At 51.8% G+C, this 12,641-nt stretch carries 11 protein-coding genes and 1 tRNA gene; 3 read left to right on the top strand and 9 right to left on the bottom strand.

Features of this window, described 5'->3' with window-relative positions; all coding sequences use genetic code 11:
• Positions 1–5: 5 nt before the first annotated feature.
• The 4 genes from TLL_RS10175 to TLL_RS10160 form a co-directional block, all read right to left on the bottom strand.
• Positions 6–374, bottom strand: a complete 369-nt coding sequence (locus tag TLL_RS10175; RefSeq protein ID WP_011057842.1) for a hypothetical protein — start codon at positions 372–374, stop codon at positions 6–8.
• A 258-nt stretch (positions 375–632) separates the two neighbouring features.
• A tRNA-Arg gene (locus TLL_RS10170) sits at positions 633–706 on the bottom strand.
• Positions 707–724: 18 nt separating this feature from the next.
• Entirely contained in the window at positions 725–1,441 is a 717-nt protein-coding gene (locus TLL_RS10165; protein ID WP_011057841.1) for an ABC transporter ATP-binding protein, read from the bottom strand.
• A 3-nt stretch (positions 1,442–1,444) separates the two neighbouring features.
• Positions 1,445–1,687 carry a hypothetical protein gene (locus TLL_RS10160; protein WP_011057840.1) on the bottom strand — a complete coding sequence of 81 codons (243 nt, stop codon included), beginning with the start codon at positions 1,685–1,687 and terminating at the stop codon, positions 1,445–1,447.
• A 109-nt stretch (positions 1,688–1,796) separates the two neighbouring features.
• Here TLL_RS10160 and TLL_RS10155 point away from each other — a divergent pair, with 109 nt between their 5' ends.
• Entirely contained in the window at positions 1,797–2,969 is a 1,173-nt protein-coding gene (locus TLL_RS10155) for an RNA-guided endonuclease InsQ/TnpB family protein (protein ID WP_011057839.1), read from the top strand.
• Positions 2,970–3,134: 165 nt separating this feature from the next.
• Here TLL_RS10155 and TLL_RS10150 read toward each other — a convergent pair whose 3' ends face one another.
• From TLL_RS10150 to TLL_RS10130, 5 genes are all read right to left on the bottom strand, one after another.
• A complete protein-coding gene (locus TLL_RS10150) occupies positions 3,135–3,980 on the bottom strand; it encodes a nitrate ABC transporter ATP-binding protein (protein ID WP_164920966.1) in 846 nt (281 codons plus the stop codon).
• A gap of 50 nt (positions 3,981–4,030) precedes the next feature.
• Complete coding sequence (locus TLL_RS10145; protein ID WP_011057837.1) at positions 4,031–6,007, bottom strand: nitrate ABC transporter ATP-binding protein; 1,977 nt, start codon at positions 6,005–6,007, stop codon at positions 4,031–4,033.
• Between the two features lie 9 nt (positions 6,008–6,016).
• Positions 6,017–6,853, bottom strand: coding sequence for a nitrate ABC transporter permease (gene ntrB, locus TLL_RS10140; protein ID WP_164920965.1), 837 nt, complete (start codon positions 6,851–6,853; stop codon positions 6,017–6,019).
• A gap of 49 nt (positions 6,854–6,902) precedes the next feature.
• Positions 6,903–8,237 carry a CmpA/NrtA family ABC transporter substrate-binding protein gene (locus TLL_RS10135; protein ID WP_011057835.1) on the bottom strand — a complete coding sequence of 445 codons (1,335 nt, stop codon included), beginning with the start codon at positions 8,235–8,237 and terminating at the stop codon, positions 6,903–6,905.
• A 316-nt stretch (positions 8,238–8,553) separates the two neighbouring features.
• Positions 8,554–10,788 (bottom strand): putative bifunctional diguanylate cyclase/phosphodiesterase, encoded by a 2,235-nt coding sequence (locus TLL_RS10130; RefSeq protein ID WP_164920964.1) that lies wholly within the window; start codon positions 10,786–10,788, stop codon positions 8,554–8,556.
• 1,382 nt (positions 10,789–12,170) lie between these two features.
• Here TLL_RS10130 and TLL_RS10125 point away from each other — a divergent pair.
• Positions 12,171–12,443 (top strand): hypothetical protein, encoded by a 273-nt coding sequence (locus TLL_RS10125; RefSeq protein ID WP_011057833.1) that lies wholly within the window; start codon positions 12,171–12,173, stop codon positions 12,441–12,443.
• A 36-nt stretch (positions 12,444–12,479) separates the two neighbouring features.
• On the top strand, positions 12,480–12,605 hold the full coding sequence (locus tag TLL_RS13085) for a hypothetical protein (protein WP_269441364.1): 126 nt from the start codon (positions 12,480–12,482) through the stop codon (positions 12,603–12,605).
• Positions 12,606–12,641: the final 36 nt, after the last annotated feature.

The raw sequence follows: 12,641 nt of genomic DNA, 5'->3' as shown, positions 1-12,641 counted from the left end.
GGAATCTAGGGGCGAGGTAAATCAAAGAACAGCACTTTTGTCAGTAATCCAACAGTAGCAACTAACAGGGTCACTAGGAATCCCCATAAGCGCGCATCCGTGCCTGCTTGTCGTTTAGAAATATCCTCTAACGTAGATTCTAACGTATCAATCCGCTGCCCTAACTTGGCCTCCACAGCATTAATCTGTTGTTCCAGTTTGGCTTCGACAGCATTGATACGCTGCTCGAGCTTGGCTTCCACAGCATTAATCTGTTGTTGCAGTTTGACTTCGACGGCATTGATACGCTGCTCGAGCTTGGCCTCCACAGCATTAATCTGTTGTTGTAGTTTGGCTTCGATGGTGTTGATACGCTGCTCGAGCTTGGCCTCCACAGCATTAATCTTTGTTGTAGTTTGGCTTCGATGGTGTTGATACGCTGCTCGAGCTTGGCCTCTACGGCATCAATTTTGTCTTCAAGCCTTTGGAATTTCTCGTTGCTCGTGGCAATGTGAATATCCAGCTTTTTGTCTATGGCTTGGAGGGCAGCCTCCATTGCCTGCAAATTCCCTTGCATCCCTTGGATGGCATCCAAGACTTGGCTCAATTCGGAACGGGTAGCGGGTTCAGTCATGATTCTGACACTTCACTAACGGACGTGGAGGGATTCGAACCCCCGACCCTCGGAACCGGAATCCGATGCTCTAATCCACTGAGCCACACGTCCAGCTCTCTGATCATAGCATTAACCCAGGTAAGCTTGCTGAACCCTTGGATCATTCAAGAGATCTGAGGCCTGACCACTAAGGGTCATTTGGCCTGCCTCCAGGACATAGCCGCGATCGCCCAACTGCAAGGCCAAGTGAGCATTTTGCTCCACCAGGAGCATGGTCATCCCCTGTTGCCGCAGTTGCGCCAAAATGGCAAAAATTTCCCGCACTAAATTCGGTGCTAAGCCCAAACTGGGTTCATCCAGGAGCAGTAAGCGAGGACGACTCATCAGGGCACGGGCGATCGCCAGCATTTGCTGTTCACCCCCACTGAGGGTCCCTGCTAGTTGGTGTTGCCGCTCCCGTAGTCTGGGAAACCGCTTGAGTTGCTCTTCGAGGTCTTGGGCAATCTGCGCTTCATCTCGACGGCAGTAGGCACCGAGAAGGAGATTGTCCCGTACGGTTTGGCGTGCTAGAACCTGCCGCCCCTCTGGACAATGGGCAATGCCCAACCTCACTAATTCATGGGGCGATCGCCCTGCAATCGATTGACCAGCAAAGCGAATGATACCCTTACTGGGAACGAGTTTAGAGATGGCACGCAGGAGGGTGGTTTTGCCAGCACCATTGGCACCCACAAGGGTAATGCACTCCCCGGCTGCAATAGACAGACTCACCCCTCGCAGAGCATAAATGCCACCGTAGCGGACACTTAGGGACTCAATTTCCAAAATGCGAGCTTGACAACTCATCCCCTAGGCCGTGGTCTGTGATTCTGTCCTGTTTTGGGAGCTCCCCCTTGCCTCTTCCCATTCAGCAATAGCGGCATTTTCGGTTTGGGCAGCAGCACTGGTGACGAGGGCGGTAATTTCTCGAGGAGAGAACCCTTCTTCCAATAGCTCCCTATAGATAGGGTGGAGATTGCGTTGCAGTTCTTCGAAGATGGCGCGGGCGCGATCGGTATAGCGAAAGTTTTGGTCAAATAGGCTGGCCATCATCTTTACCTCCGAGAGACCCCTTCCTTTAGGGAGGGGAGGGATAGGAGCGGCAGTCTATGACTGCCAAGTATAGTTGTGCTACTTACAAAATAACAAATATAATATAGGCATGGAAAAGGCTTTCAGTTACCGCTTCTACCCAACGACCGAGCAGGAATCCCTGCTTCGGAGAACATTGGGCTGTGTTCGGTTGGTTTATAACCGAGCACTGGCAGCCAGAACAGAAGCCTGGTATGAACGAAAAGAGAGACTTGACTACGTTCAAACCTCTGCCTTGCTTACTAAGTGGAAGAAGCAAGATGACCTTCAGTTTTTGAATGAGGTTAGCTCTGTCCCCTTGCAGCAGGCATTGAGACATCTGCAATCTGCTTTCAGTAACTTCTTTGCAGGTCGGGCGAAATATCCCAACTTCAAAAAGAAACGCAATGGCGGTAGCGCAGAATTCACCAAGTCTGCTTTTAGGTGGAAAGACGGAAAAGTATTCTTGGCAAAGTGCAACGAACCGCCGAATATTCTCTGGTCGAGACGGCTTCCAGATGGTGTTGAACCATCCACCGTGACCATCAGGCTTAACCCTGCTGGACAGTGGTACATCAGTCTGAGGTTTGATGACCCCAGAGATTTGACACTGCAGCCCGTCGACCCGTCGGTTGGTTTGGACGTAGGGATGAGCAGCCTCATTACCCTGAGTACAGGGGAAAAGATTGCCAACCCCAAGCACTTTAACCGCTACTACAAACGACTCCGTAAGGCGCAGCGGTCTTTGAGTCGCAAACAAAAAGGCTCTCGCAATTGGGATAAGGCGCGGTTGAAAGTTGCCAAGATTCACCAGAAAATCTCTGATTCCAGAAAAGACCATTTGCACCAGTTGACGACTCGATTGATACGTGAAAACCAAACGATCATAATCGAGTCGTTGGCTGTGAAAAACATGGTCAAGAACCGTCAGCTTGCCCGATCCATCAGTGATGCTGGATGGGGCGAACTGGTACGGCAATTGGAATACAAAGCCCAGTGGTATGGTCGGACACTGGTGAAGATTGACCAATGGTTTCCCAGTTCTAAACGCTGTGGACAGTGTGGTCACATTGTTGAGCGGCTGCCATTGAGCGTCCGAGAATGGGACTGTCCTAAGTGTGGGGCGCACCATGACCGGGATGTGAATGCCGCTCAAAACATTTTGGCCGTGGGACACACGGTTACAGTCTGTGGAGCGGGTGTAAGACCTGATAGACATACGTCTGGAGGGCAACTGCGAAGAAGCAGAAAGTCTCAAAAGTGATTTTGGGAATCCCCCTGCTTTAGCGGGGGGAGGATGTCAAAGGCAGTTGTTATCTCCTGGGGGGTTAGACGTTACCTGTGTGGCTGTGGCAGCTTAGGGATTGCCCGAGCCCCAGGGCAGAAATGTTAATTTTGTGCCATGTAGGTGGAAAAAAGGATGAACCAGCTACTCTCCATCTTCGTTGAGATGATAACGACGATAGAGAAAGTCAAGGGCATCGTTGCGCAGTTGATAGTAGGTGGGATCTTCAAGGATGCGCTCGCGATCGCGCGGACGTGGAAAGGGAATGGTCATGATCTCGCCAATTTTGGCAGCGGGGCCATTGGTCATCATCAGGATGCGATCCGCCAAAAAGAGGGCCTCGTCAATATCGTGAGTAATCATTAGCACGGTGCAGCGGTGTTCTTGCCAAATATTCAACAACTCCTCTTGCAGTTCCTCTTTGGTGATGGCATCGAGGGCACCGAAGGGTTCATCGAGAATGAGGATTTCTGGCCGAATCGCAAGGGCACGGGCGATCGCCACCCGTTGTTTCATTCCTCCTGACAATTGAGCCGGATATTTGTTAGCTGCTTCCGCCAAGCCCACCATTGCCAAGTGTTCGCGGACGATCGCCATTTTTTGTGGACGGGATTTTTCTGGCCAGACAGCATCCACTGCCAGATAGACATTCTCAGCCGCAGTTAACCACGGCAAGAGGGCATAGTTTTGAAACACCACCATGCGATCGGGCCCCGGTTCCTTGATTGGCTGACCCTTGAGGCGTACTTCCCCCGTTGTGGGACGCACAAAGCCCGAGATCATATTGAGTAAGGTGGTTTTGCCGCAGCCAGAGTGGCCAATGACGCAGATAAACTCCCCCGCCTGAACGTCGAGGGTAATATCCGTGAGCACAGTGAACGGTCCATTACGGGTGGGATAGACTTTGCTCACCTGTTCTAGGCGCAAAAAGGATTCCGTAGAGCCTACGGCCACAGCGGTAGTCGTGGTTTGGTTGCCGTTGCTAATCATGGATAACTCCAATAACTCCAGGGGGTCTGACATCAGGGTGGATTGTGGACTTAGGCTGCCCGTGCCACAGGTAAATTCAGGGGAATCTCGGCCATATAGATCTCATGTTTGATGGTGAGGCTATTGAGGTAGCTAATGGGGTCATCGGCATTGAAGGTGGTGCCATCAAACAGTTGGATAGGCCCGGTGCGATATTTAATATCCAAGAGTCCCAACTCGCGAGCGGCTGTACTAAAGACACTCACGCGACATACCCGTTCCAGAATCTCTACCCAATTGCGCGGGAAGGGAATCGTGCCCCAGCGAGCCATCTGCGTCATCATCCACAGGTGTTCGGTGCGACTGGGACGATTGACACCATCGCCAAAAAAGAGATGGTGCACTGGCCCACCTTGTTCATTTAGCCCTAGCTCCAAATACTCGGGGTTGGTGGCCACATAGGCTTTGCGGCTCAGGATTTGCTTAATCTCCTCACTGTGGGCAGGATCGGCACAGTAGCGACAGGCATCCAGGAGGGCCTTGACCAAGGCAATGTGGGTATTGGGGTAGGTCATCGCCCAATCTTCCCGCACCCCCAGTACTTTCCCTGGATGCCCAGCCCAAATGTCTATGTCACTGGCAATGGTAAAGCCTAGCCCCTCTTTCGCTGCCCGTAGGTTCCAAGGATCGCCTACACAATAGCCATCAATACTGCCGGAGCGCAGATCCGCCACCATTTGCGCCGGTGGAATTGTTTGCAGGTGGACATCGTGATCGGGGTGAATGCCCCCTGCTGCTAGCCAATAGCGCAATAGGAGATTGTGCATTGAAGAGGGATGCACCATTCCCAAACGGTGGGGGCGATCGCGCGTCTGCAGCAAGTAGCGGTGAAAGTCACTCAGGGTACGAACCCCCTGCTCGGCAAATTCCTTTTTCAGGGTGATGCCGTTGCCATTGCGGCTAAGGGTGAGGGCGCTGACCACAGGCAGCGGCTGCTCTTCATGCCCACCACAGGTAAACCACACGGGCATCCCCGCTGGCATCTGAGCGGCATCGAGGTAGCCTGCGGCAATTCCATCCACAATGCCCCGCCAACTGCTCTCGCGTACAAGGGACACTTCCTCAAGGCCATGGTGGGCAAAGAACCCCTTTTCATAGGCAATGGCGATTGGAGCACAGGCGGTCAGGGGCACAAAGCCAATTTCCAAATTTGTTTTTTCGAGACCATGGCGGGCGATCGCCGGTTTGCGACGTGCCTGCAACTGTTTTATCCGTTTTTGCTGGTTGAGGAAATAGATGATCTCACTGCGCAGACTGTAGTAACTAGGGTGTTCGACAACGGCCATCCGTTGCCGCGGACGGGGAATATCTACCTCAAGAATGCCGCCAATTTTGGAGCCGGGACCATTGGTGAGCATGACAATCCGATCTGAGAGGAGCACCGCCTCATCGACATCGTGGGTCACCATCACCGCCGTTACCTGCTGGGCTTCGCAGATCTTCATCAATTGTTCCTGCAAATTGCCCCGTGTCAGGGCATCCAAGGCACCAAAGGGTTCGTCCAACAGCAGTAGCTTCGGCTGAATTGCAAGGGCGCGGGCGATCGCCACCCGTTGTTTTTGACCCCCCGAGAGCATTGTCGGTGACTTGTGGGCATGGGGACGCAGCCCCACCAGGTCAATATGGGACTCGACAATTTGCCGCCGTTGCGCCGGAGTCAGGTGAGCAAGCACTTCATCCACTGCTAGGGCAATGTTCTCGCGTACCGAAAGCCACGGCAACAGCGAGTAGTTTTGAAAGACTACCATGCGATCCGGACCCGGTTGGCGCACCCGCTGTCCTTCCAGTGTCACAATCCCTGAAGTGGGCAGGTCTAAACCGGCGATCATATTCAGTAACGTGGACTTGCCACAGCCGGAGTGACCAATTAGGGAGACAAACTCCCCCTTTTGAATGGTCAGATCAATTCCCTTCAGGGCAAGATACTGCCCCCCATTGGTGAGGTCAAAGACCTTCTCCACCTGTTCCACGGCCACAAAAACGCCCATGATTCCCTCCTAGTGATTTGCTGGTGCAATTTTGCTTTGCAGGAAGCCCACCAAGCGATCCAAAATCAGGCCAATGGCACCGATATAGACCACCGCCACAATAATTTCCGTGACGTAGTTTTGCTGGTAGGCATCCCAAATAAAGAAGCCAATGCCCGCTACCCCCGACATCACAATTTCAGCAGCAATAATCGCCAGCCATGCCAAACCAATGGCAATCCGTAGGCCAGTGAAAATATAGGGCAGCGCCGAGGGCAGGAGAATTTTCAAAAAGAAGGTTTGCTTGGAAAGTCGCAGTACCCGCGACACATTTTTATAGTCTTGGGGGATTTCCCGCACGCCCACAGCAGTATTGATGAGAATCGGCCAAATGGAGGTAATGAAGATTACAAAAATTGCGGCGGGTTCATTTTGGCGCAACGCCGCAAGGGAGATGGGGACCCACGCCAAGGGAGCCACCATGCGCAGAAATTGAAAGATGGGGTCGAGAGCTTTGTTGAGTGTTTTACTGGTGCCCACCAAAATCCCCAGCGTAATTCCAACAACGGCGGCTAGCCCATAGCCTTGGGCAACACGGGTCAAACTAATCAGCGTCTGCCGTGCCAACCCCTGATCCAGTGGGCTCCTGTAGTAAAAGGGATGGAGGATAAGATAGCGACTGCGCTCATCAGCAAACACCTGAATTGGGCCAGGAAGCGAGAGAATTTTAGTTGAAGAGAGAATCTGCCAAACCACTAGAAACCCAATCACACCCATAATCGGTAGGTAAAAATCCGCCCCCTGCTGGCGCAGAAACTTGATGAGGGGATTGGCATTGCCATTACGGCGCGCAGATGCAATAGCCATGGAAGTCTCCTCTTGAGTAGCAACACAACCTTGAGTAGCAACAAAACGACTAGGACTTGACCTTGATTTTGAGGCTGTCCAGATAGGCTTGGGGGTTATCAGGATCAAACTTGATGCCGTCAAAGAAGGTTTCAACACCTCGCGATTCGGTGGTGGGAATTTCAGCCGCCGGTATCCCTAACTCCTTGGCGGCCTCTTGCCAGAGATCGCTGCGGTTGACGCGACCAATCATTTGCTTGATGTTGTCGAAATCCTTGAGTTTATCAGCGTTGAAGCCCCAGCGCAGGTTTTCGGTCAGGAACCAGAGGTCATGGCTCTTGTAGGGGTAGGAAATGCTATTGCCATTGGGATCCCGCCAGTAGAGGGGTCCGATGTTAAAGTCGTTGAAATTGGGTTGACCATCCCCCATGGTGTAGGTGCCTTCGTAGGGGGGAGTGAGAATATTGCCGGGAATGTTGAAATACTCGCGGCGACTACAAATTTGAATGAGTTCCGGGCGGTTGGCTTTGTCATCGCACCACTGCTGAGCTTCCATGACTGCTTTCAGAAGTGCTTTAGTGGCTTTGGGGTGTTTGTCGACCCAGTCAGCTCGCACGGCTAGGTACTCTTCAGGGTGGTAGGGCCATATCTGGGCGGTCAATGTGGCCATATAGCCAATATCATCGCTGACAATGCGGAATGGCCAAGGATCACCGGTACTAAAGGCATCCATTGTGCCATTGCGCATCCCGGCAACGGTTTCAGCGGGGGGAACGGCTAAGAGTTCAATATCGCGATCGGGATCAATGCCATTGGCGGCAAACCAGTAGCGAATCCATAGGTCTTGGTTGACGTGGGGAAAGGTGTGAGCGGCTTTGAACTTGCGGCCATTCTTAGCGGCAAAGCCTTTAATGTAATCGGGGTCGGCGATTTTTAGGTGTAAGCCTTTGCCCTTGTTGGCACCGGAAATGGCAATGCCGTTCCCTTGGGTATTTAACTGTGCCAAAACGTACATTGGCAATTTTTGATTGTTGAGGGTGATGATGCCTTCGCTGATCAGGTAGGGCATGGGCATCTGCCACTGACCGCCATCAATGCCACCGCCTGCAGAACCAATCACCACATTGTCCCGGGCACTGGCCCAGTTGGCCTGTTTCGACAGTTCAGCATTGGTGAGGCCATGCTTGGCAAAGAAGCCTTTTTCTTTGGCAATAATCAGGGGAGCGGATTCCACAATGGGAATAAACCCTAATTTGATTGTGTCTGTTTCTAGTCCACCTGTTGTTGTCCCTCCCTGCTGTTGTCCTTGGGGAGTTTCTGCGGGAGCACATCCCTTGAGGGCGATCGCCCCCACAGCGGTAGCAGTAGCGGTCATTAAAAAGCGACGACGCGACAATTGAGACATAGTGTGACCTATATCGAGAACAGTAAATAGTTGACAAAAAAAGGGATCCCCAAACCGACAGGTTGGGACAGGTTTTCCAATTAGCGGTGATGAAAGACCGAAATTTGGATTGCAAACAATCTATCATCACAGCCCATCAAAAAGATACGGGTCTATACTATAAACTGAGACAATGTTTTTTATTAAAGTTATAACCTGAGCTAATGTAATTAAGCCTCTCTATGGGCATCATTTGCCCACTTGATTAAGGGGTGTTGGGAATAATGGCAAGTGAATTTGTTGCCAATCTGTAGGCTGGGGTTTGATTGGCAGCACTTTAGAGGATGTGCTTTTGGAGGTACACCTCGGCTTTGTCCGCCGTCAGCGGCGGCGCAAAAAGGTAGCCTTGCCCAAAGGGACAGCGCAGCGATCGCAGGAGTTGCAGTTGAGTTGTGCTTTCAATGCCTTCGGCAATGCAGTCGAGGTGGAGATTGCGAGCCAACACCAAAATCGTGCGCACCAGTTCAAGGTCCTCTTGGCTGCGATCCATTTGGGAAATGAAAGAGCGATCAATTTTAATGCCATCGAGGGGAAGATTGCGCAAATAGCTCAGGGAGGAATAGCCAGTGCCAAAGTCATCAATGTTAATACGCACCCCCATGGCCTTCAGCTTGGTGAGAATTTCGCAGGCCGAGTCCAAGTGGTGCATCAATGTACTCTCAGTAATTTCAATCTTTAGAAATTGGCCAGCTAAATGGTGGTGCTCAAGGGCTTGCTCAATCTCAGCCACAAGAGTAGGCAAAGAAAATTGATTAGCTGATAGATTAATGCTGACCGTAAAGCCAAGGGAGCGCAGTTTAGGGTAGCGCTTCTGCCACTGTTGTAACTGTTCACAGGCACTGCGCAGCACCCAGCGGGAGAGTTCAAAAATGAGACCAGTTTCTTCGGCAACAGGAATAAACACTGTGGGAGAAATGAGGGTATCCTCCTTTTGCCAGCGGACCAGTGCTTCAAAACCTCTAGGGGATTGGCTACGGAGATTGATAATCGGCTGGTAGTATAGGGCAAAGTCACCCTGGTCAATGGCTTGCCGCAGTTCCACTTCCAAATGCAGGCGATCGCGCACCTGTTGCAGCATCATGGGGTCAAAGATATCAATGCGATTGTGCCCTTTGCTTTTGGCGTAGTACATGGCCATATCGGCATCCCGCAGCAGTTCTTCAGTGCTCTTGTAGTGGGCATCCCCCATCACTAGGCCAATACTGACAGTGGTGTAGAGGGTGTAGTGATCTATTTCAAAGGGGTGATTGAGGCGCTCCCGCAGTCTTTGGGCAATAGCTTGAGCCTGTTCTATGCCCTGAATGTCGTTGAGCAACACGGCAAATTCATCGCTGCCTAAGCGGGCTACGACATCTTGAGGACTGACACAACGAGTTAGGCGCTTGGCAAATGCTTGCAACAACAAATCGCCAATGGCGTGCCCTAGGCTATCATTGAGGGTCTTGAAGCGGTCCAGATCCAAACAAAGAACGGCGTAGTGAAAGTCGGAGTGCGCGGCGGCATGGTTGAGGCTGAGACGTACCTGATCCTCAAAGAGCCAGCGATTGGGTAAATGGGTAAGGTGGTCGTGGCGGGCTTGGTAAAGGAGCTGGGCTTCAACTTCTTTGCGCTCTTGAATTTCCCTTTGAGCTTTTTGATAGAGTTCCGCTTGCAGGATGGCGATCGCCAACTGGGTTGAAATTTGCTTAATCAGTTCAATTTCACTGTCTTGCCAATTGCGGGGATGGGCACATTGATGACAGATGAGTAACCCCCAGAGCCGTCCTTCTACTACGATGGGTACCACCAAATTGGCTTTGACCTGATAGTGGGCTAGCAAATCGCGATAGCAGGGGGCAACTGAGGCTTTCTCTAGGCTGTTCACTACATGGATGCGACCTCGCTTGTAGGCTTCCACATACTGTTCCGTAAAGCAGGAATCTCCCACGACATCCCCAAGAGCCGACAACCAAGGAGGAACGACCGCTTCAACATCCATGATGCCGCGCCAATCATCAAGGAAACGATAAATGAGCACGCGATCGCACCCTAGGAGTTCTCGCACATCCTTGACCGTGGTTTCGAGAATCGTCGAAAGCTCAAGGGATTGGTGAATGTGCTGAGTAATTTGCACCAGTAGCCGATCGTATTGGGCTTGCCGCAGCAGTTGCTGCTCCACCTGATGGCGATCGATGGCATGACGAATGCTGCGCGCCAGCAGGTTAGGAGTGAGTTCTTCAATAGTTAAATAATCCTGAGCGCCACTGTGGAGGACTTGGGTAGCTAGATCAGGGCGATCGCTAGGATCAATCACAATTAGGGGCAAGTGTGGATAGCGTTGCTGGAGGGTTTGCACTGCTTTAAGAACGTCATCCCCCTGGGCAATGAGGACAAGGAGATTGGGTTTAGCCTGAGCAACGACACCGGGGGTTAAATGGGAATACAGACAGGTGTGAACTTGATAGCGAATGTAATCAATCTCTGCAAGATGTGGATATAAAATTTCACCCGATTGGGGGATGTTTTCGATCACTAATAGGTTGGTAAGTGGGGATAAGCATTTTTTTTGAGGATATTTTGGCACAGACTCTTCTGTGACTACTTCAAGGGGCGATAGGGATTCTGAAGGGCAGTCATCAACAGCGGACAAAACAAGGAGTTTCTCAATCATTGGTGAAGCATTGCCTAAGACATTCAAAATAACAGGCTTTACAAAAGTTTATCAAATAATGTTATTTATTGCTTTTTCTAAATTCATTATACACACCTTTTCTAAACTACTGGGGCAGCGGTGGTGCTTCATGTTCCCAAGGAGCTGCTTTGGGGGTTTTCTGACTGTGATCCCATCCTTTTGAAAAGGGGTGGGGATCGCTGCGAAATCGCGATAGAGAACACGTTTAGACTGCTATCGAAATTGCTCGTTTAGAAGCAGCATTGCCCCAAGGTAGGGGTCTGATCGTTGTGTTAAAAAAAACAAATTCGAACCTGGTTTCGGGTGTCGGGTAGCAGGGGGGCATCGCTGCCCCCTAGCCCCCTAGGAACCGGACGTGCAAGTTTCCCCGCATCCGGCTCGAGCCCCCCAGGACCCCTCATTTAAGAGGAACCGGTTGTGCATGCAACCTTTACGATACTCATCTACAGCCTCTCTACCTTTTGAGCAGGTTGGTGACCGCACCAGTGACTCAAGATCACCGCCATTTGCATTGTCACCATTAGGAAGGTTCTATAGACTTTCTCGTAAGGGGGGACCGGCGGGAAGTCTGCCCTCTTTCGAGTGGGATGATGTTGAATGTCCTGCCAGCATTCTCAATCCCTATCTAGCCCATTACAGGCTAGCATTCGCTTTTTCCCACCTCCTCTACCCGCACCCCCATCAGCATTCCTTACGGTTTGCCTGCCTTGAATGTTCAAGGCGAAGATACGGGCTTACCGCGTTCCAACCAGATGACACGAGGGGTTAGGTGGTGACTATACCCCGGCGGAGTTGCTGTCCCCGTTCACTGAAAAGCAAGCAGTGAATCCAATCCGCTTTGCCATTTTGGCTCAGGCCTATCAGCATCTTTGGCCTGCTTGGAGTAACGAGGCTTCTAGCGTCACTTCACTTGCGTTCACCATACCCTCAAGCCTAGCTCCCTATCACCTGACGCTGGTGAAGTTGCTTCCTCCTCACGGATTCGGCTCCAACCTTCCGGTTCGGGCTTCATTGTCGGGAGGGCTTCATACCTGACCGTTACCAGTCACGCATGCCTCCTTAGGCTACGGTTGGGGGAACAACCGGTCCCGTTCTAGCTTGTTGGGCTAGTGGGACAATCATCTGGCTAGCTTTCGCGTCGCACTGCTTTATCTACATTGACCCTGGCGATCGCCCTTTTGATTTCGCCATCCGTCAGTCTGTCACAGCGGGATTTGATCCCCATGGCTGGTTCTGGCGAGGATATTCAGCCTCTGTTTGATCTCGTTGATTATCCGTACCGCGATCTTGCCCCTTTTCGGCTACAAAACAGTGCTGAGCGGGAAGCCTATGAGTTGCTGCGTACAATTTTGCAGACTGGCACAACCATCGATATTCCTCAGCGCCAAGAGGATAACTATGGCTCCTATAGTTTGAGTCGCGATCGCTCAGTGATGCGTCCCTATGGCCTTGCCCATTGGCGGATTTTTCGCGAAACGCTGCGCCCCAAGAACTGACATGTTGTGCAGACCTGATGTGCCGCCCAAGGGGAGTTGGCTTCCCGCGTGCCCGTGGGCATCCGCGTCAGCGCCGGTATCGTGGCGGTTCTCTACCGCAAGAGTGGCCATGACCCTGAAGAGATTCCCATTGAAGCCGAGGCCTTTGCTGCTGAGGGCTGACCCAATATGATACTGCAGGGGTTATAGCGGCAGTGT

Source organism: Thermosynechococcus vestitus BP-1 (genome assembly GCF_000011345.1).
In the GTDB taxonomy this organism is placed as follows: Bacteria; Cyanobacteriota; Cyanobacteriia; order Thermosynechococcales; family Thermosynechococcaceae; genus Thermosynechococcus; species Thermosynechococcus vestitus.
This window is presented reverse-complemented; position numbering and strand designations above follow the sequence as displayed.